Origin of the sequence: Azospirillum tabaci (assembly GCF_014596085.1) — a bacterium.
Classification (GTDB): Bacteria; Pseudomonadota; Alphaproteobacteria; order Azospirillales; family Azospirillaceae; genus Azospirillum; species Azospirillum tabaci.
Genome location: NZ_JACCJY010000027.1, coordinates 71405 through 90475 on the forward strand (window position 1 = coordinate 71405; position 19071 = coordinate 90475).

17 protein-coding genes are annotated in these 19071 nt (G+C 68.9%); 6 read left to right on the forward strand and 11 right to left on the reverse strand.

What is annotated here, in order from left to right:
- The first annotated feature begins 65 nt into the window (after positions 1-65).
- Both gcvA and H0B54_RS22165 read left to right on the forward strand, forming a co-directional pair.
- Positions 66-998, forward strand: coding sequence for a transcriptional regulator GcvA (gene gcvA / locus H0B54_RS22160; RefSeq protein WP_188262127.1), 933 nt, complete (start codon positions 66-68; stop codon positions 996-998).
- A 185-nt stretch (positions 999-1183) separates the two neighbouring features.
- Positions 1184-1831, forward strand: coding sequence for a DUF47 domain-containing protein (locus tag H0B54_RS22165; RefSeq protein WP_188262128.1), 648 nt, complete (start codon positions 1184-1186; stop codon positions 1829-1831).
- Positions 1832-1897: 66 nt separating this feature from the next.
- Here H0B54_RS22165 and H0B54_RS22170 read toward each other — a convergent pair whose 3' ends face one another.
- Positions 1898-2662 carry an SDR family NAD(P)-dependent oxidoreductase gene (locus H0B54_RS22170; RefSeq protein WP_188262129.1) on the reverse strand — a complete coding sequence of 255 codons (765 nt, stop codon included), beginning with the start codon at positions 2660-2662 and terminating at the stop codon, positions 1898-1900.
- Positions 2663-2764: 102 nt separating this feature from the next.
- Here H0B54_RS22170 and H0B54_RS22175 point away from each other — a divergent pair, with 102 nt between their 5' ends.
- Both H0B54_RS22175 and H0B54_RS22180 read left to right on the forward strand, forming a co-directional pair.
- Positions 2765-3697, forward strand: coding sequence for a LysR family transcriptional regulator (locus H0B54_RS22175; protein WP_188262130.1), 933 nt, complete (start codon positions 2765-2767; stop codon positions 3695-3697).
- Between the two features lie 86 nt (positions 3698-3783).
- Positions 3784-4989, forward strand: a complete 1206-nt coding sequence (locus tag H0B54_RS22180) for a S41 family peptidase (RefSeq protein ID WP_188262131.1) — start codon at positions 3784-3786, stop codon at positions 4987-4989.
- Between the two features lie 19 nt (positions 4990-5008).
- Here H0B54_RS22180 and H0B54_RS22185 read toward each other — a convergent pair whose 3' ends face one another.
- From H0B54_RS22185 to H0B54_RS22215, 8 genes are all read right to left on the reverse strand, one after another.
- Positions 5009-5263 (reverse strand): DUF1328 domain-containing protein, encoded by a 255-nt coding sequence (locus tag H0B54_RS22185; RefSeq protein ID WP_425490074.1) that lies wholly within the window; start codon positions 5261-5263, stop codon positions 5009-5011.
- Positions 5264-5329: 66 nt separating this feature from the next.
- Positions 5330-5659, reverse strand: coding sequence for a hypothetical protein (locus H0B54_RS22190; protein ID WP_094305744.1), 330 nt, complete (start codon positions 5657-5659; stop codon positions 5330-5332).
- A 375-nt stretch (positions 5660-6034) separates the two neighbouring features.
- Positions 6035-7702 (reverse strand): ATP-binding protein, encoded by a 1668-nt coding sequence (locus H0B54_RS22195; RefSeq protein WP_188262132.1) that lies wholly within the window; start codon positions 7700-7702, stop codon positions 6035-6037.
- Between the two features lie 9 nt (positions 7703-7711).
- Positions 7712-9205 carry an ATPase domain-containing protein gene (locus tag H0B54_RS22200; RefSeq protein ID WP_188262133.1) on the reverse strand — a complete coding sequence of 498 codons (1494 nt, stop codon included), beginning with the start codon at positions 9203-9205 and terminating at the stop codon, positions 7712-7714.
- 279 nt (positions 9206-9484) lie between these two features.
- The gene (locus H0B54_RS22205; RefSeq protein WP_188262134.1) at positions 9485-10078 is read right to left on the reverse strand and encodes a hypothetical protein; all 594 of its coding nucleotides are present in this window, start codon (positions 10076-10078) and stop codon (positions 9485-9487) included.
- A gap of 116 nt (positions 10079-10194) precedes the next feature.
- Positions 10195-12837: a PAS domain S-box protein gene (locus H0B54_RS22210; protein WP_188262135.1), complete on the reverse strand. Its 2643-nt coding sequence runs from the start codon at positions 12835-12837 to the stop codon at positions 10195-10197.
- A gap of 102 nt (positions 12838-12939) precedes the next feature.
- Positions 12940-13818, reverse strand: a complete 879-nt coding sequence (locus H0B54_RS29985) for a hypothetical protein (RefSeq protein ID WP_246472688.1) — start codon at positions 13816-13818, stop codon at positions 12940-12942.
- A complete protein-coding gene (locus H0B54_RS22215; protein WP_343069002.1) occupies positions 13742-14524 on the reverse strand; it encodes a peptidase associated/transthyretin-like domain-containing protein in 783 nt (260 codons plus the stop codon). The genes H0B54_RS29985 and H0B54_RS22215 overlap by 77 nt, the downstream gene beginning before the upstream one ends.
- Before the next feature lie 1070 nt (positions 14525-15594).
- Here H0B54_RS22215 and H0B54_RS22220 point away from each other — a divergent pair.
- Positions 15595-16557, forward strand: coding sequence for a replication initiator protein A (locus H0B54_RS22220; protein ID WP_094305737.1), 963 nt, complete (start codon positions 15595-15597; stop codon positions 16555-16557).
- A 15-nt stretch (positions 16558-16572) separates the two neighbouring features.
- Here H0B54_RS22220 and H0B54_RS22225 read toward each other — a convergent pair whose 3' ends face one another.
- The gene (locus tag H0B54_RS22225) at positions 16573-17454 is read right to left on the reverse strand and encodes a LysR family transcriptional regulator (protein ID WP_188262137.1); all 882 of its coding nucleotides are present in this window, start codon (positions 17452-17454) and stop codon (positions 16573-16575) included.
- 115 nt (positions 17455-17569) lie between these two features.
- Here H0B54_RS22225 and H0B54_RS22230 point away from each other — a divergent pair, with 115 nt between their 5' ends.
- On the forward strand, positions 17570-18619 hold the full coding sequence (locus H0B54_RS22230; protein ID WP_188262138.1) for a YeiH family protein: 1050 nt from the start codon (positions 17570-17572) through the stop codon (positions 18617-18619).
- On the opposite strand, the gene H0B54_RS29990 is transcribed toward H0B54_RS22230, so the two are convergent.
- Entirely contained in the window at positions 18612-18842 is a 231-nt protein-coding gene (locus H0B54_RS29990; RefSeq protein ID WP_188262139.1) for an Ada metal-binding domain-containing protein, read from the reverse strand. The genes H0B54_RS22230 and H0B54_RS29990 overlap by 8 nt on opposite strands.
- Positions 18843-19071: the final 229 nt, after the last annotated feature.

A 19071-nucleotide genomic window follows, 5' to 3' on the forward strand; every position in this document is an offset into this window, starting at 1 on the left:
GGCGGCAGGCCCCGCCCCGCGCAACCGACTTTCTTTCCCCCGGTCATGAGCTATAGTCATGACCCATGGGTCTGCAACGCCGTCTTCTCCCCTCCATGAGCGCGCTCTCCGCCTTCGAGGCGGCGGCACGCACCGGCAGCTTCACCGCCGCGGCGCAGGAGCTGGCGCTGACCCAGGGCGCCGTCAGCCGGCAGATCAAGGCGCTGGAGGACCAGCTCGGCGTCCCGCTGTTCGTGCGCCGCGACCAGCGCGTGACCCTGACCCCGGCCGGCGAATCCTACGCGACGGAGGTGCGGGAGGCGCTGCACCGGGTGGGGGCGGCGACGCTCCGGGTCATGACCGCGCCGCAAGGCGGCGTGCTGAAGCTGGCCGTGCTGCCGACCTTCGGCACGCGCTGGCTGGTGCCGCGCCTGCCGGCCTTCCAGGCGGCGCACCCGCAGGTCATCATCCATTTCATGACGAAGATGGAGCCCTTCGACTTCCGGTCGGAGGATCTGGACGCCGCCATTCATTTCGGCGCCGCCGACTGGCCCGGCGCCGTCTGCGAGCGGCTGATGGAGGAGGAGGTCCTGCCGCTCTGCGCCCCGTCCTTCCTGGCCGCTCATCCGATCCGCGCGGCGGCGGACCTCGTGGCGCTGCCGCTGCTGCACACCACCAGCCGCCCCGAGGCGTGGCGGGACTGGTTCGCCGCCCAGGGCATCGAGCGGCACGAGGGCGCCGGCATGTTCTTCGAGCAGTTCTCCACCACCGCCCAAGCGGCGATCACCGGGCTGGGGGTGGCGCTGCTGCCGACCCTGCTGGTGCAGGCGGAGATGCGGGACGGGTCTCTGGTCCCGGCGCTGGACCGGCCCTACCGGAACCCGGACCGCGCCTATCACCTCGTCCACCCGCCGTCGCGGGCGCACCACCCACCGCTGGTGGCGTTCCGGGAGTGGCTGCTGGGGGCGTGCGAAGCGGCGGATGAGATCGCCGCCGCGCGCACCGCCAACACACCGTGAGCCACGCCCGAAGCGCTTGAGAACACGGCGAAAACTCCCTCTCACAAGGTGGGGGAAGGGAAATGGGGCGGGACGGCGTGCCTTCGTCAGGGCAGACAGGCCCTCTCCGTATGACGTTTTTGCTGCAATTTCATGACGCCCGGCGTTAAGAGAAAACGGCAGAACCGACCGAGAGAACCGTTTCCATGCTGCTGCTGCGCGCCATCCGCTCCATGATGCCCAAGGAAGAGCGGGTCATTGAGCAATTCATCGAGCAGGCCCGCCACATCGTCGACGCCGCCGCCGCCCTGGAAGCCGTCATGCAGGCCGGTCCGGACGAGCGCGCCGACCGCACCGCCGCTTTGAAGCGGATCGAGAAGGACGCCGACCGCATCGCCAAGGACGCCGGCCGCGGGCTGCACCGCACCTTCATCACCCCCTTCGACCGGTCGGAGATCCAGGCGCTGATCAACGCGCTGGACGACTGCATCGACCTGATGGACGAGGTTCCGCGCCTCGCCGCGCTCTACGGCATCGAGACCTTCGACGACCGGATGATGCGCATGGCGGCGATCGGCCGCCGCCAAGCGGCCCTGCTGTCCGAGGTCATGCCGCTGTTGACCCGCATCACCGTCAATGCCGACCGCATCCTGCACATCTGCGGCCAGATCTCCGACTTGGAGGACGAGGCCGACGAGATCCTGCGCGACGCCATGAAATCCCTTATTGCCGAACGACCGGAGATGATCGACTTCCTGGGCCGCCGCGAACTCTATGAGCTGCTGGAAGCCGTCACCGACCGCTGCGACGACGTGGGCGACCTGATCGAAGGGATCACCCTGGATCAGGCATAAGGGCGCTTTCCAGTGTTGGGCGGGGGATCGAAAACCGCTCCCCCGGTCCCTTGCTCGGATTTGACTTCAAACCTGGGCCATGCCGCCGTCGGCGAACAGCTCCACGCCGTTGACGAAACTGCTGTCGTCGGACGCCAGGAAGACGGCGGCCTTGGCGATTTCGTCGGGATCGCCGACACGGCCCAGCGGCACCTGTCCAGCCAGATAATCCACCAGCCCCTGCTGCTGAGCCGCGTCCGGGCCGGCCAGTTCGACCAGACCCGGCGTGCGGATCGGACCGGGGCTGAGCGTGTTGACGCGGATGCCGCGGTCCTTCAGGTCCAGAATCCAACTGCGGGCGAAGTTGCGCACCGCCGCCTTGCTGGCGCTGTAGACGCTGAAGGCCGCCGTGCCCATGCTGCCGGCGGTGGACCCGGCGAGGATCACCGACGCGCCCCGGCCGAGCAGCGGCAGGGCCTTCTGTACGGTGAACAGCACGCCCTTCACATTGCGGTTGAACGTGTCCTCATACTGCTCCTCCGTGATGGCGCCCAGCGGCAGCATGCCGCCGCCGCCAGCGTTGGCGTACAGCACGTCGAGACGGCCCGCCTCGCTCTGGATCTGGGCATAGAGCCGGTCGAGATTGGCCAGATTGGACGAGTCGGCCTGCACCCCCGTCGCCGTGCCGCCGGCGTCCCGGATCGCCGCAACCGCGTCCTCCAGTTCGGACCGGCGGCGGCCGGTGAGATAGACGACGGCGCCTTCGGCGGCGAAGCGCTTGGCCGCGGCGAGGCCGATGCCGCTGGTGGCGCCGGTGACGAGGGCGATCTTGCCGTCAAGCTTGCGTGACATCCGAAGTCTCCTTGGCGTGGGTCATTGGCTGATCACAAAGCTATCGACGGCCGCATCATGTCGAAATAGAAACGACTGAAAACCATCGTTGCAGGATTGGCGATGTCGAAGCTGCCGGATTTCGAAGGCTTGGCGATGTTCGCCAAGGTGGTGGAGGAGCGCTCCTTCGCCGGTGCGGCCCGCGCCATGGGGGTGTCGGTCGCCACGGTGTCGCGCGCGGTCGGCCGGCTGGAGGAGCGGTTGGGCGGACGGATGTTCAACCGCACCTCGCGCCGGCTGGCCTTGACCGATTTCGGCCATTCCCTGGCCGAGCGCGCGATGCGCCTCTATGACGAGGCGGAGGCGGTCGAGAACGCGGCGCGCGAGTTGTCCAGCCGCCCGCGCGGTCTGATCCGTCTGGCGGTGCCGATGTCGTTCGGGCTGCGTTGGGTGGCGCCCCTGCTGCCGGACTTCTTCCGGCTCTATCCGGAGATTTCCATCGACCTGCATCTGAGCGACGCGACCGTCGATCTGGTGGGCGAAGGCTTCGACGCCGCGCTGCGGATCGCCGTGCTTCCGGACAGTTCGCTGGTGGCCCGGCGGTTGTGCCCCATCGCTCCCATCGTTCTTGCCGCCCCCAGCTACATCGCCCGCCATGGCCTGCCCCGGCATCCGCGTGACCTGAAGGACCACCATTGCCTGGGCTACGCGTACCGGCGGCGGCAGGACATCTGGCACTTCACCAACGGCGCCGGCGAGGAGGAAAGCGTGACGCCGTCCGGCCCGCTGCGCGTCACCAACGCCGACGCCCTGGTGCCGATGCTGCTGGAGGGCTTGGCGATCGCCGAACTGCCGGAGTTCATGGCCGCGGAGCATCTGGCGAACGGGCGGCTGACCGCCATCCTGACCGACTGGTCGCTGCCGAAAGGGGGGCTCTACTTCGTCACGCCGTCGGCCCGCACACGCCCGGCGAAGGTTGGGGTTCTGGGCGACTTCTTCGTCGAGCGCCTGTCGGAGCCGGCATGGCGGCGGTCCGTCGAGGCGGCCAAGAGCTAACACGCTCCGGTTATGGTTAACGGTACATAAACCAATTCACGGCTAATTTCGAAGCATCGCCGCTCCGATCCCGAGAGATTGCCACCGTGAAGCTGCGCCTCGTCACCGCCGCCGCCCTTTGCGCCTTCCTCGCGATCCCGGGGGGCATGACCACCGGACGGAGCGCACAGGCGGCAGGCGACACCACCCCCTACGGGCACAGCACGGAGGCGGAGGAGGTCGACCGCTTCGTCCGGGCGCTGCGCACCATCCGCAGCCAGTATGTCGAGCCGCTGACCGACCGCGAGCTGGTGGACATCGCCATCAAGGCCATGGCCGAGCGGGACCGCTACTCCGCCTATCTGGACGATGGCGAATACCGGCAGCTGCAGGCGTCGAACGACGGCGCCTTCGCCGGGCTGGGCATCCGCTACGAGGCCCACGGCACCCGCGTCCGCATCGCCGAGACCGTTCCCGAGTCCCCCGCGGAGGCCGCCGGTCTGCGTTCCGGCGACGTGATCCTGGCGGTGGACCAGCAGCCGGTGGGCGGGGCGGAGCTGGCGACCGTCAAGCAGATGCTGAGCGGGCCGGAAGGGGCGGCGGTGTCGCTGACCGTCCTGCGCGCCGGGACGCCGGACCCCTTCGAGGTCAGCGTGGTCCGCGGCAAGCTGCGCATCCCCTCGGTCCGGCTGGCCGCCGTCGGGACGGTGGGCTACATCCGCATCACCCGCTTCGACCGCCAGACCGCCACCGGGGTCAGCACGGCCATCCGCTCGCTGCGCGAGCGGATCGGGCCGGACATCGGCGGTTTCATCATCGATGTGCGCGACAATCCCGGCGGGCTGGTGCAGGCGAGCGTTCGCGTCGCCGACGCCTTCCTCGACAAGGGCACGATCCTGACCGCCCGCGGCCCCGGGCGCGGGGCGGACAAGACCTACGCCGCCACCCCCGGCGACGAGACGGACGGCCTGCCGCTGGTGGTGTTGGTCAACGCGAAATCCGCCTCCGCCGCGGAGATCCTGACCGGGGCACTGAAAGACCACCGGCGCGCCACGGTGATCGGCACGAAGACCTTCGGCAAAGGGATCATCCAGAGCGTCATCCCTTTCGACAGCGGGGCGCTGAAGCTGACCACGGCGCGCTACTACACGCCGTCGGGCCAGTCCATTCACCAGATCGGCATCCAGCCCGACGAGACCATTGCGGAGCCGGCCGCGGAAGACGGCCAATCCGCCCTACCCTCCGGCGGCATACCCAGCGCGGCCAACGATCAGGCCTTCGCCCGCGCGCTGTCCATCCTCCGGCCTCGCTGACTGGAGCCCCGCCGACGGATCAGAAGATCACCTCGCCGGCCAGCAGGGCGAGCACCAGGAAAACCAGGAAGATGATCAGCGCGATCCCGAAGAGGATCTTCGCGACTCCCGCGGTGGCCGACGACACGTTGGTGAAGCCGAGCGCGCCGGCAACCAGCGAAACCACGAAAAAGATCAACGCCCATTTCAGCATGGACCGCTCCTGCGTTTCCCAGAACCCAGCCGGCACGTCCGGCAGGGAAGGAACCTCACGGACCGCCGCGGGTTCCAGCACCGGCCTCTCCGGCTCTCCCTATTCGTCCGGGTCCGGAATTCCGCAGGATGGCCGTTCCGTTGCGGGTTACCACCCGGTGCCCGAGCGGTTCGGCAGGGATTGGCGCGTCATGCCCTGGTCCATGCCGGACTCGTTGGGCGACCGCGTGCGGCTTTGCGGCTCGCTCACGCCCGACCCGCTGTAAGGACCGCCGCTGTAGGGACCGGGGCTGGAACTGGTCGCGTTCGGATTGACGTTCGGCTCGTCCACGCCCTGGCTGCCGGACGTGCCACCGCCCGTGAGGCCGCTGCCAGAACCGCCGCTGTTCATCCCGCTGCTGCTCGTTCCGCCGCCGTCCATGCCCGAACAGGCGGCCAGAAGCATCGCGGCCGACGCCGCGATCATCAGATTGCGCATGTCGCACTCCCTACGCTGATGTCTTGAAGGTACAGCCCTTCTCAACTGGCCCCGTCGGGGAGGGTTCCGATTTCGGGAGCCACGCATCGAACGCTGCGCGGCTCCGCCCGGCAAGACTCAGCCTTTCAGCGTCCGGCCGCCTGGCGGCGCAGGGCCTTCAATCCGTCGAACCGGGCGGTGACGTCGCGCATGACCGCCGCCACCCCCAGCGTCGCCCCGTCGGCGTCCTTCAGCGGCACGATGATGAACCCCACCGGAACGCGGAAGCTGCGGTAAGAGCACGACAGATCAATGCGATAGCATTGATTGAAAGGGTGATACGGACGAAGCCCTCAGGCGCCGGCCGTATCACACCCGCTAACCTGACGGCACCCGTCAGGCCGAGTCCCCGTCCAGCATGCCGCGGACCGTAATCTGCAACGTGTCCACACCGACCGGCTTGCTGAGCATCCGCGTGCCCGGTCCCAGGCTGTCCGCTTCGAGAGCGGCGTAATGCGCATAGCCTGTCACGAAAAGCACCCTCAACCCAGGGCGAAGCCCGCGCGCGATGTCCGCCAGATCCCGCCCGGTCATTCCGGGCAGCCCGACGTCGGTGACCAGGAGGTTGATCGCCGCGTCCGACTCCAGGATCCGGATCGCCGCTTCGGGTTCGGCGGCTTGCAGGACCTGATATCCCTGCCCTTCCAGCGCCTCGACCCACAGCATCAGGACGAGGGCCTCGTCCTCGACCACCAGAATGGTTTCATCGTTGCGGAACGGGTCCTGCGGCTCCGGTTCCGGAACGGAAACCGGCGTGTCGGCGCCGTCCACGCCGTCGTGCTGCGGCAGGTACAGGCTGACGGTGGTGCCGTGGCCGGGTTGCGACCGGATGGCCGCGTGTCCGCCCGATTGACGGGCGAAGCCATAGAGTTGGCTCAGCCCGAGGCCGGTGCCCTGGCCGATCGGCTTGGTCGTGAAGAAGGGTTCGAACGCCCGCTCCAGCACGTCCGGCGCCATCCCGCTTCCGGTATCGGTGATGCGGAGCAGGACGTAGCGGCCGGAAAGGATGTCCCCCTGCGCGTCGGAGACGGTCTCGTCCAGAACGGCGTTGCTCGTCTCGACGCGCAGGCGCCCGCCGTCCGGCATGGCGTCGCGGGCGTTGATGGCGAGGTTGAGCAGGGCGCTTTCGACCTGATTGGCGTCCGCCCAGGTCCGCCAAAGCCCGTCGGCCAGCACCGTCTCCACCCGGATCGATTCGCCGACGGACTGTTGGATCAGGCCGCTCATGGCGGCGACCAGGGCGTTCAGGTCCAGGCTGCGGGGCGTCAGCGGCTGACGCCGGGCGAAGGCCAGAAGATGCCGGGTGAGCGCCGCGGCGCGGTCGCCCGCCGTGATGGCCATGGAGACGTGCCGCAGCAGCGGTTCGTCGGCGGACAGCGCGCCCCGCAGCAGGTGCAGGTTGCCGAGCATGACCTGCAGCAGGTTGTTGAAGTCGTGGGCGATCCCGCCGGTGAGCTGACCGACCGCCTCCATCTTCTGCGCCTGCTGCAACGCCTCCTCGGCCTTCCGGCGTTCCCGCATCTCGGCCTGCAGGGACCGGGTGCGCTCCGCCACCCGGCCTTCCAGCTCGTCGTTGGCCCGCTCGATGTCGGCCAGAAGCGTCCGCGTGCGGTATTGGCGCAGGCGGGTCCGCGCCGCGGACTGCGCCGCGCTTTGCAGGGCTTCGGCGTGCAGGGGCGGGTCCAGCAGCGTGACGTTGCCGAGCCGCTGGAACTGCGCCCAGCGCGCCTTGCTGGCGGACCGGTTGCCACGCGCGGTGAGCACCAGAACCGGCAGGTCCGACCAGGGCGGCTGGGCCTCCAAACAGGCGACCAGAGGCTCCATCGCCACCCCCAGCAACGCGCCTTCGGAGAGGATCAGGGCCGTGACGTCCCTCGCCAAGCCATCGCACACGGCCGGCAGATCGGTGCAGACCTGCGTGGTCAGGCCGACCTCGTCCAACACGAGGCGGATGACCTCCGCGTCCCGGCCCTGCGGGGCGAGCACGAGAATCGGGGCGTCCATGCGCTGCGGTCAGTCCGTCTCGCTCCGCCCGCGCAACAACGGATCGGACGACCCGCCATAGCTGGGCACGCCGGTCAGCACGCCCTGGAATTGCAGAAGTTGCGGACCGACCTGCATGCCGTCGGGGAACAGACGGAATTCCCGGATCGCCAGCTCGTGAACGCCGGTGCGCTTCTTGACCACCGAGATCGCCTTGCGCACCTCTCCTGCCGCCTCGAAGAAGCGCAGCAGCACCACGGTGTCGCTCATGAAGGACAGGTCCACCGGATTCTGGATGTCGCCGACGATGCCCTGCTGGGCCAGGATGAGGATGGTCACGACGCCTTGGTTGTTCAGGTAGGACAGCAGCTCGTGCATCTGGAGGATGAGCGCCTTTTCCTCCGGCATCGTGCTGAGGTAGGAGTTCAGGCTGTCGATCACCACGACGCGCGCCTTCTGGTCCTCCACTTGGCGGCGGACCTGCCAGACGAACTGGCCCGGCGACAGGCGCGACGGGTTCGCGCGCTCCCAGCCCAGTTCGCCCTTGCGCACCGCCTCCTCGATGTCGATGCCGAGCGCGGTGCTGCGCAACCCCAAGGTTTCGAAGGATTCGTCGAAGGAGAAATAGGCGGCGTGCTCGCCGCGGCGCACCGCCGCCATGACATATTGCAAGGCGATGGACGACTTGCCGACGCCCGATGGGCCGACGAGCATCGTCGTCGTGCCGCGCGTCAGCCCGCCGCCCAACAGCTCGTCCAGCCCGCTCAGGCTGCTCGACACGATGGTCGGCTGGAACTCCGCCTTGTGCTCGTCGGCGATCAGGCTCGGGAAGATCAGCACGTTGCCCGGCGTGATGGCGAAATCGTGCCAGCCGCTCTGATATTCGGAGCCGCGCATCTTGGCGATCCGCAGGCGCCGCCGCGCCGCGCCGTAGGAGCGCTCGATCTGCTCCAGGCTGACCACGCCGTGCATCAGGCTGTGCAGCTCCATGGAACCGGTCTGGCTGGTCAGGTCGTCCAGCGCCAGCGTGGTGCACTGGCGCCCTTGCAGGAACTGCTTCAACGCCAGGATCTGCCGCCGGTAGCGGAGCTGGTCCTGGGCAAGCAGGCGCAGCTCCGACAGGGAATCGATCACCACGAGGTCCGGCTTGTCGGCCTCGATCCGCTCGGTGATCAGGCGCATGGTTTCGCCCAGCTCCACCTCGGACGGATAGAGAACGCTCTGCTGGCGGTCCAGCTGCGCTTCCAGCGGGACGAGTTCGAAGATGCCGATGCCGTCCAGCGACCAGCCGTGGCTTTTGGCCGAGGCGCGCAGCTCCGTCTCGGTTTCCGACAGGGTCACGTACAGGCCGCGCTTGCCGTCGCACAGGCCCTTCAGCAGGAATTGAAGCGCGATGGTCGTCTTGCCGGTTCCCGGCGCGCCTTCCAGAAGATGAAGCCGCGCGCGCGGCAGGCCACCCCTCAGGATCAGGTCGAATTCCGGAATTCCGGTCAGGATCTTGTCCGTCTTGGTCGGCTTCGGCACCCAGGTCTCCTCTTGGTCCGGCCCGCTGGCAGCGCCTTGCGCCACACGCTGCCGTGATGGTGAACGGCCCGAACGCCTGGACGGACGGACAAAACCGCAGTCTGGAGAGCATCCATCTCCCATGGATGCAGCTCCGCCACCATCAACCCAATGCCGGGGTTCCTGTTCCTTTGTGCCTTCGGGATGCCGACCGTCGGCGATGCTTGCCCGTCGCCGCGGGTTACCGCGATGTTGGGTGGTGGCCCCCCGAACGACGCACGGTCTTGACTTGCGCGGTCTTTACCGGCCTGCCCCCAACACGCGGCGGCGCTTGGGGTCCGGACCGAGCGAGCGGATGAAGGGCGGAAGCCCGCCGGCGGAGCGCGTGTTGAAGGCCGCCCTCGGCGCGTCCTCCTCCGCTTTCTCCGGCTCCGCTCCCTCCTGCACGGCCGTCTCCGCGGGAATGTCCGCCTTGCCGAAGCCGCGGGCGATCCACAGGACGAGCGCGCCGGACAACAGGAGCAGCAGCGGCGGCACGGCGGCGCGCAGGCCCCAGGGCCACAGAACCTCCGCCCGGCGCGCCCAGCGCTCCGTCCAGAAACGGTCGGCGATCTGCCGCACGCGCTCCTCGCCGAGGTCCGGCGGAGCGGCGAGGGTGGTGCCGTCGGGGAAATCCGTCCGCGCCACGACGCCCCGCCTCACCCCGTCCTCCACCACCGCCTCGTTGGCGGCGTAGTGCTGCGGCAGGAAAGCGTCCTTCGCGTCCGAATAAGCGTAGAGACCGGCGAAAGGGTGGCGCCCTTGCAGATCGGCGGTGGCGAAGGCGGCGACCACCGCCACCCACAGCAGGGTGGCGGCAAGCCAGCCCCGCCACAGGCCCTTGCTCCAGTTCATGTCCCGTCTCCCTCTTGCCCAAGGAGGCTCTTCCCCAAGGAGGCGGAAAAACTAAAGACCCGGCCGGCGGGCAGCCAGGGTCAAAAACCGGCCTTTTGCAATCCGAGCTGTCAGAATCAGGCCGCTGGCTTCAGCAATTCGCGCAGGATGTGCGGGGTGATCGGCTTGTGGACGAGGCGGAAGCCGGCGCCGCGGATTTCGGTGATGCGTTCGGGCGCGGTGTCGCCGGTCAGCACCACGGCGGGGATGCGCACGCCGCAGACGCCGTGGATGTCGCGGATCGCCTCCACACCCGTCCGCCCCTCGCGCAGGCGGTAATCGGCGATGATGAGATCCGGCAGCCGGCCCAGCCCGTGCAGGACATCCACCGCCTCCTCCGCCGACACGGCGGCCACCACTTCGTAACCCCACTGCTCCAGCAGGGTGCGCAGGCTGAGCAGCACGATGGCCTCGTCGTCGATGACCACCACCAGCCCCTGCCCGTCGTCGTTGGCCCGGTCCGGTCCGTTGCGGCGCAGGATGGCGCGGGCGCGCACGGTGGGGAGCTCCACCGAGAAGACGCTGCCCCGTCCGGGCCGAGAGCGCAGGGCGATCGTGTGGCCGAGCAGCCCGGCCAGCCGCTTCACGATGGCGAGGCCGAGACCCAGCCCCTTGGCGCGGTCGCGCTCCTGGTTGCCGATCTGGAAGAACTCCTCGAAGACGGCCTGCTGCAGTTCCTCCGGCACGCCGATGCCGCTGTCGGCCACCTCGATGCGCAGCGCGCCGTTGCGGCGCCGACAACCGACCACGACGCCGCCCCGCTCGGTGTAGCGCAGCGCGTTTTCGATCAGGTTGCGCAGGATGCGCTCCAGCAGCATCGGGTCGGTGCGCGCCCACAGCGAGGTCGGCACGACCCGCAGCCGCAGCCCTTGACCCTTCGCCTGCGGCCCGTATTCCGCGGCCAGGCGGTCGAGCAGCGGCCCCACCGCGCATTCGGTGACGCTGGGCTCCACCGCCCCGGCGTCGAGCCGCGACACGTCCAGCAGACCGTCCAGCAGGAGCTTCAGCGCGTCCAGCGAATGCCCCATGCTGGTCACCAGCTCGTGGCCGGGATGGCCGTGCAGCTTGTCGCCCAGAACCTGGGCGAAGAAATAGAGCGACTGCACGGGTTGGCGCAGGTCGTGGCTGGCAGCCGCCAGGAACTGGGTCTTGGCCCGCTCCGCCTTCTCGGCACGGGTCTTTTCCCGCCGGGCCTCGTCCGCCGCGGTCAGGGCGCGCTCCATCGCCTGCTCCGCCGCCTCCTTGGCGGCGAGCAACGCCTCAGCCGCCGTCTTGCGGGCGGTGATGTCGCGGACGATGCCGGTGAAGCGCACCTCGCCGTCGGCCTTCCATTCGGCGACCGACAGCTCCAGCGGGAACACCGACCCGTCCTTGCGCTGGCCCATCACCTCGCGTCCGATGCCGATGATCCGCCGCTCCCCCGTGCGGTGGTAGCGCTCCAGGTAGCCGTCATGCGCGCTGCGGTCGGGATCGGGCATCAGCATGCTGACGTTGAGGCCGATCACCTCCTCCGCGGCGTAGCCGAAAATGCGTTCAGCGGCACGGTTGAAGCCGTGCAGGGTGCCGACCCGGTCGATGACCACGATGGCGTCGACCGCCGTGTCCACGATGGAGCGGTAGCGCGCCTCCGCATGGGCGGCGGATTCGCTGGCGCCGACCAGCGCGGCGCTGGCCTCGGCCAGGACGCGGTGCAATTCGTCGAACTCGCGCACCGGCACGCCGCCGTCGTAGCGGATGGCGCGCCCCTCCATCAGGTTGCCGCCATGGGCGGCCAGTTCCCGGACGGGGTGGGCGAGCCGCCGCGCGAAGACCGCCGCCGACGCCAGCGACACGGCCAGCAGAACCAGTCCGAGCCCCAACGCCAGCACCACCGTGCGGTTCAGGGGGTTGAGCACGGCTTCCGTCGGCGTCGCGGCGACCAGCGTCCAATCAGCGAGCTGCGTGCGATGGAAGGCGCCGATGATCTCCACCCCGTCCAGGGTGGCGCCACGGTAGTTGCCGGTGTCGGCCGTCCCGCGCGCCGCCAGGAACCAGTCCGGCACCACCCGCCCCAGATACTCCGCATGCTCGCGCGAGCGCGCGGCGATCCGGTTCTGGCCGTCGATGATCGCGGCGATCAGGCCGGACCGCGTCTCGAAGCCCTCCAGCAGAATGCTCCAGGTCTGCGGATCGACCACCGCGGACAAGACGTAACGCAGACCGCCGTTGCGCAGCACCGGCACCATCACAGCGATCGTCGGGCGCTCCGCCGCCGTCGCGGTGGCCAGATCGGACACCGCCGGCTGGCGGGTCGCCGTCAGCCGGCGCAGCGCGTCGCGCTGGGGCACGTCCGGCAGCGGGACACCGAGCCTGACCGCCGTGTTGACGATCTGCCGCCCCGACGGGTCGATCAGCGCGATGTTGGTCCAGGACGGATGCTGCGTCAGCGCCAGCATCGCCCGCTCATAGAAGCCGGCGGAATCGTCGTCGGCCAGAGCATCGGTGCGGGACAGCGCCCGCAGGGCCTCGATGGTCGCCCCCAACTCCCGGTCCACGATCAGGGCCAGCGCCTCCGCCGTGTCGGACATGTTGTCGTCGACAGCCTCCCGCTGCTGCTGCACCATCCAACCGATGAGCATGCCGCCGAGCAGGAGCATCGGCACCAGCGTCACGAGCACAAGCCTCAGCAGGTACCCGCGCAGAGTCATCGGTTGCTGACGGGACACCGTCTTCAGCGGCATGGATGAACAATCCGAAAGGTTCGCGGCCCGAACAGATTATCGCATCTTGCTCCGCCCTTTCGTGGTTCGCCACCGGAATCTGAAACGATGGGATGATCCCGGTTATACAGGCGTTACCCTGTTGGAATGATAAAGGGTAAGCCAAGCTTCCGCTCCACCCCTTTGGCCTGTTCTACAGTCATGGGAGCGCTTGAGTTCTCGCATTGAACCTTTCGCGTATGGTCGCTTACTGGGAAATTTGGGGCTCTTGCCTTCACATACCCTGGCATGATGAGCATCGCTGGGACGATCCCTTGGGAAGCTCTTCGGCACGGCCAATGTCGTCTGAGCCACAGGTTGTCCGGGTGGCAGCTCCACTTGCGCATCGTCCGGCGAGGCAGGCATCGGGGTGGAAACCGGAGCCGGACGCGCCGGTCCCGGCGGCGTCGCCGGGGCGGCCAAAGCGGCGGCCATCTGGCGGCGGGCGGTTTCCGCTTCCTGCTCCTTCTGGCGGCGGCGATGCACGATCTCGCGGGCGCGGATCTGCTGCTCCTGGCGCAAGGCCATGGCCAGCCGGCGCAGTGCCGCCATTCCATCGCTCACCGATGCCTGACCGGCGGCGGCACGGAAGTCGCCGACCGTGGGGAAGCGCCGATAGCCGGACCGGAAGGAAGACCAGACACCACGGAAACCGGCGATCCAGTCCTCGGCGGGCCAATTGGCCATTTCGAGAATGTCGGCCTCCAGCACGTCGGCGTCCGGAAGCTCCAGACCGAAGCGGGCCGCCAGCTTCTCGATGCCGGTCAGCACATTCTCCACGCCGATGGCCGGGGAGACGGCCTCAAGGGCGGCCTCCACCCGCTCGGCCAGTGCCCCGATCTCCTCCGGCGCGCGATCCGCGATCTCGAAGCGCAGGTCGGCGCGCTCAAGCCGGGCGAGCGAGGCGATCGCGGAGGGCAGAGAGGACGCCGGCGTTGCGGGCAGCCACGCCATGTCCGGCATCTGCGGGGCGGCGCTGACGGGAAGGCTCGGAAGGTTGGCGGTCATTCTGGTCGCTCCGGTTGGAGGGGCGGCGGGAGGCGGTTGCAAAGGGGACGACGGTGCTTTCGGGCGTTTCGCCGGCTGGCGCCGCGGCGGGGGCGACCAGCTCGCGGACCACCCATTTGCGCCAGGCTCCGGACGGGTCGGCGGGGCTGTAGCCGTTGCGGGCGTTGGCCTTGCGGCACCAGGACACGAATTTGCGGGTCACCGTGGCGGGATCGACCTCCGGGCGGTTCTCCGCGGCCCAGGCCAGATCGGCGGCGTCCGGCTGCCAGTCTTCGGCCAGGGCGTCCCGGCCCTTGATGCCCGATGGCCCAACCGATCCCCCCGCCCGGAAGGAGGAGGAGTTTTGAGAATCAGGATTCAGGGGATTCCCAGTCCTTAGGAGTCCGTCAGCCGGCTGACCGGTGGTGTCGGTGGGCCGACCGGAAGAGTCGGAGCCCTGCGCGCCCACCAGGGCATAGACCATCCCGCGGAAGCCGCGTTCGCGGCGGGCTTCCACGAGGGACAGGTCCGGCGCCTGCAGCTTCGTCAGCACGGCGGACAGCCAGGGACGGCTCTTGCCGAGTTCGGCGGCCAGCTCGTCCTGGACCAGACCGGCGCAGACGCCGGCGGCATCCGCACGCGCGTAGAGGCCGGAGAGCACCGCGATTTCCGCGGCTCCCACGCCGGGCGCAGCGATCCATCGCCGGTACAAGGTGGTGTACGGGGTCATTGTCTTCCCATGATCCAGCGCTTCAATCCCGGCGGAAGACAAAGCGGGAGCGTCAGTGGAATCCGCGATTCCACTTGGTTTTCCGGACCTACCCTGGCATCATGAAGTCGCCAAACCGCTGATGCGGGGTCCGGTTCTCCCGGTCTTCCATCGGTTTTCGACACTTCGGTGTGCACGAGGGCACAGGTCGCCAAACCTGTGCCCTTTGTGTTTCCGGAGGTCGTGTCCTCCGTTACGTCATCGTCGCCTCCTTCGGCGTGTCGCGGCTGTTCGGAGCCGCAGGCCAAATCCATGGCCCGAAAACCATGATCCAAAAGCTATCGGTTCGGGCTTTGGTGAGCCCGTTACGCAAGATGTTGTCGTGGCCCCAACAGGCTGTCCACGATTCAAATGCGTGCGTCGGAATCGCTCCGGTTGCGCCGATGCGGGGGCGTGGAGTCAGTGGAATCAAGGTGTTGAGCCCCCTGGAGCGGTGACGGACCACGTCTGGGTGTCGCCGTTCTGCCGAGAAACCGGGCGGAAAACGTCGCCGTTCTGCCGAAAGATTCCGGAGCACGGAGGGAAGCGTCGGAGCGTCGGAGTCCGCCGGATGTCGCCGTTCTGCCGAATAATCTGGGCTGTGGCCCCTCGGTGACTCCGGGAATCGGCCGAGAATCGGACTCCGACTCGCGCAACCGAGTGTCGCCGTTCTGCCAATGTGCTCCTTCCGCAGCGGCCTCCGGACCCCGGGGAGTCCGGAAAGAGTCAGGGAATCCAAGCCCTTCAGCGCCGTTTTGCGGCTTGTCGGGAGTCCGGACCGTCAGAACGCGGACGCTTTCGGCAGGGAGAACCTCCAGCGGGGCACAGCGTCCGGGGGAACTGGCAGAACGGCGACATTCGTCCGCACGGTCACAGCGTCGTTTCCGGCCGGTGAGGAATCTTTCGGCAGAATGGCGACGTTGGCGCCTGCGTCATGGAACATGCGGGGCGTATCGGGAATCATGACCGTAACCGCCAGCGGCGGGGCCGGGGAGACTGGGTGCATGGACGACCACAAGACCGACAAGGAAAACGCCGAACTGCTGGACCGCCCGGTCCAGCTGGCGCTGCGGCTGGATTCGCCGCTGCGCGGCGACGTGAACAACGACCGGGCCCTGATGGCCTATTCGCTGTTCGGCCTGTCGAAGGACAAGGTGGAAAGCCTTCCCACCTACGACGACGGCAAGGTGAAGATCGAGGTGCGCGCCCCGCGCGACGTCGGCGTTGCGACGATCTGGGACAAGTCGGTACTGATCTACGCCGTCTCGCTGCTGCGCGAGAAGATGGCCGAGGGCAAGATGGGGCCGGAGGTCGGCAAGCTGCACTTCACCACCAGCGACCTCCAGCGCATCGTCGGCAAAACCGCCGGGGGCAGCGCCTACGACAAGATCGAAGGGGCGCTGGAGCGGCTCCAGGGCACCCAGATCAAGACCAATCTGGAGGCCGGGGGCGAGGGAGAGAGCGGCGCCTTCTCCTGGATTTCCGACTACAAGCTGCTGTACCGCCGCGGCAAGAAGGACGGCGAGCGGCAGGTCCGCGGCCTGACCCTGGTCCTGTCGAACTGGGTGGTGCGCGCGGCTCTTGGCAACAACCTGCTGACCTATTCGGAAGACTACTTCGCGCTGAAGCCCATCGAGAAGCGGCTCTACGAGATCGCCCGCGCCCATCTGGGCCATGGCAACGCTTTCTGGATGGCGCTGGAGCCGCTGCGCAAGCGGGTCGGCTCCGACAACGACCTGCGCAAGTTCAAGAACGCGCTCGGCCCCGTGCTCCAGGCCGACCGCATCCCCGGCTACGGCGTGCGCATCGTTGAAGCCGCAGAGTACAAGGAGCTGATGACGGCCCGCGGCGCCTCCATCGCCCGCGTGCTGAACGCCGACCTGCCGGTGATCTTCTGGCGCAAGGACGCCGGTGAGCCGGAGAGCTGGATCGACATTCCCAGGGTCGAGTTCGACGAGGTAGTCTGACCCCCCTCCCCTCCCCTATTCCGCCAGCAATCGGTCGCGGAAGGTCCGGGCGGCGTGGCTCAACCCGCGCTCGCGGTGGCGCAGCAGGCGGAAGGGGCGTTCGGGCAGCGGGAAGGGAACGCGGTGCAGGTGGCCGGCCGCCAGCGCCCCGCGCGCCACCAGATCCGACAGGGCGGTGGCCCCCGCCCCGGCCATGACCGCCGACAGCACCGCCTCGTTTGACGGCAGTTCCAGCGCCACCGTCAAATCCTCCGGCGCCCTGCCCTGCCCGCGCAGCGCCTCCTCAAACTCGGAGCGGGTGCCCGACCCGGCCTCGCGCAGGACCCAGGGGGAGCGGTGCAACGCCTCCGCCGGCAGGTCGCTCCGCCCGCGCCAGGGGTGACCGTCACCCACCAGCAGCAGCAGACGGTCGCCGGGCAGCAGCTCCTGGTCGAGCAGCGGGTCCGTCACCTCCCCTTCCACCAACCCCAGATCGGCGGCGCCGTCCAGCACGGCCTTGGCGACCTGGGCGGTGTTGGCGGCCTTCACCGCGACGTCGACGTCCGGATAGCGCTGGTGGAACGCCACGAGCCGTTCAGGAAGCCAATAGCCGGTGATGGTCTGGCTGGCGTGGATGGCGATGCGCCCGCGCTTCAGCGCCGACAGGTCGGCCAGCATGCGCTCCGCCGCCTCGGCGCGGGCGAGCACCGCGACGGCCTCGCCCAGGAACAGGCGCCCGGCCTCCGTCAGCTCGATGCGGCGGCCCACCCGGTCGAACAGGCGGACGGCGTGCCGCGCCTCCAGGTTGGAGACGGCGGCGCTGACCGCGGACTGCGTCAGATTCAGGGCGGCGGCGGCCCGCGTCACATGCTGCTGCGTGGCGACCGCCACGAAGATGCGGAGCTGTTCGAGGGTCATCCGGTCTCCTTGCCCCTTCAAACGTTCGGTTTGATCGAACGATTCGTCCACTATAATCCGTTGGAACGAACGGTCCAGAGGGGGCAGCTTCCCGGCATCGGAATTCGAGGACGCCATGCCGAACCATCTTCCTCCATCGCCCCGCCGAACGCTGGGTGCCCTGCTGCCGGGGATTCTGCTCTGCTCCGGCGTGAGCGGCGCGGCGCTGGCCCTGCAGAGCCTGGAGGTGCGGGTTTTCGGGCAGGCGTGGCTGGAGGCGCTGGTCCTGGCGATCCTGATCGGGGTGGCCCTGCGCAGCGTCTGGGCGCCGGGGCGGCGCTGGAAGGCGGGAACGGACTTCAGCGCCAAGACGCTGCTGGAGGTCGCCGTGCTGCTGTTGGGCGCCTCCATCGACCCGGAAACGATCCTGGCCGCCGGACCGGGGCTGGTGGCGGGGATCGCCGGGGTGGTCGCCCTGGCCCTGGCGGCCAGCTACGGCATCGGGCGCCTGCTGGGATTGCCGCCGCGCATGGCGGTGCTGGTCGCCTGCGGCAACTCCATCTGCGGCAACTCGGCCATCGCGGCGACGGCGCCGGTGATCGGGGCGCACGGCGACGACGTGGCCGCGGCCATCGCCTTCACGGCGGTGCTGGGGGTTCTGGTGGTGCTCGGCCTGCCGCTGCTGGTGCCGCTGCTCGGGCTCAGCCCTATGCAGTACGGCGTGTTCGCCGGGCTGACCGTCTACGCGGTGCCGCAGATCCTGGCGGCGACGGCTCCGGTCGGCGCGCTCAGCGTTCAGGTCGGGACCCTGGTGAAACTGCTGCGCGTGCTGATGCTGGGGCCGGTGGTGGTGGCGCTGGCCCTGATGGCGAAGCCGGAGGGGGCGGCTCAGGAAGGGAGCGCCAGGACTCGCCCGCCCCTGCGCCGGCTGGTGCCCTGGTTCATCCTGGGCTTCCTGGCGCTGACCGGGCTGCGGGCGGCGGGAGTGATCCCGGACGCCGCCCTGGCGGCCAGCCAGACCGCGGCGGGCGTCCTGACGGTGCTGTCGATGGCCGCGCTGGGGCTCGGGGTGGATGTGCGGATGCTGTCGCGGGCGGGGCTGCGCGTCACCGCGGCGGTGGTGCTGTCGCTGGCGGCGCTGGGCGCCATCGGGCTGGGGCTGATCCGCCTGCTGGGAATCATGTGAGCATGGCTGACGGAGCGTCGGGGCGGCAGCGCTTGCAGGGGCGGAAGCCCGCCGCCTCCGCCGCCGCGGAATCCGGGTGGAAGGAGACGTTTTCCCGCTTCGCCCGCCGGGACGGGCAGGAGGGCCGGCAATAGACGCCGGTGGTGCGCACCGCATAGACGAAGCGCCCTTCACCATCCCGGTCCCGGCGCGTCACCGCGCTCCACATCGCGTCCTCGTCCATGGCGTCCTCCCGATCCTGGTGTCGGGATCGTCGTGGATGCTGCGAAGGAGGGCCACCCGTTTCCTGCGTCACGCAAAAAGACGGCCGGCAAAAAAGACGGCCGGCAGAGGTCTGCCGGCCGCGAGGTTCGGGGGGGAGGGACGCGAAGCGGGAGAACCTTACTTCTGGATGCCGATGACCTGCTGCTGGGCCTTGTTGCCGATGCCGGCGGAGAGGTTGGAGACGGTGC

Excerpts from the sequence above, each read along its gene's own strand:
- gcvA (WP_188262127.1), top strand. The coding sequence starts at position 66 with ATGGGTCTGCAACGCCGTCTTCTCCCCTCCATGAGCGCGCTCTCCGCC.
- H0B54_RS22165 (WP_188262128.1), top strand. The coding sequence starts at position 1,184 with ATGCTGCTGCTGCGCGCCATCCGCTCCATGATGCCCAAGGAAGAGCGG.
- H0B54_RS22170 (WP_188262129.1), bottom strand. The coding sequence starts at position 2,662 with ATGTCACGCAAGCTTGACGGCAAGATCGCCCTCGTCACCGGCGCCACC.
- H0B54_RS22175 (WP_188262130.1), top strand. The coding sequence starts at position 2,765 with ATGTCGAAGCTGCCGGATTTCGAAGGCTTGGCGATGTTCGCCAAGGTG.
- H0B54_RS22190 (WP_094305744.1), bottom strand. The coding sequence starts at position 5,659 with ATGCGCAATCTGATGATCGCGGCGTCGGCCGCGATGCTTCTGGCCGCC.
- H0B54_RS22195 (WP_188262132.1), bottom strand. The coding sequence starts at position 7,702 with ATGGACGCCCCGATTCTCGTGCTCGCCCCGCAGGGCCGGGACGCGGAG.
- H0B54_RS22205 (WP_188262134.1), bottom strand. The coding sequence starts at position 10,078 with ATGAACTGGAGCAAGGGCCTGTGGCGGGGCTGGCTTGCCGCCACCCTG.
- H0B54_RS22210 (WP_188262135.1), bottom strand. The coding sequence starts at position 12,837 with ATGCCGCTGAAGACGGTGTCCCGTCAGCAACCGATGACTCTGCGCGGG.
- H0B54_RS29985 (WP_246472688.1), bottom strand. The coding sequence starts at position 13,818 with ATGCCGGACATGGCGTGGCTGCCCGCAACGCCGGCGTCCTCTCTGCCC.
- H0B54_RS22220 (WP_094305737.1), top strand. The coding sequence starts at position 15,595 with ATGGACGACCACAAGACCGACAAGGAAAACGCCGAACTGCTGGACCGC.
- H0B54_RS22225 (WP_188262137.1), bottom strand. The coding sequence starts at position 17,454 with ATGACCCTCGAACAGCTCCGCATCTTCGTGGCGGTCGCCACGCAGCAG.
- H0B54_RS22230 (WP_188262138.1), top strand. The coding sequence starts at position 17,570 with ATGCCGAACCATCTTCCTCCATCGCCCCGCCGAACGCTGGGTGCCCTG.
- H0B54_RS29990 (WP_188262139.1), bottom strand. The coding sequence starts at position 18,842 with ATGGACGAGGACGCGATGTGGAGCGCGGTGACGCGCCGGGACCGGGAT.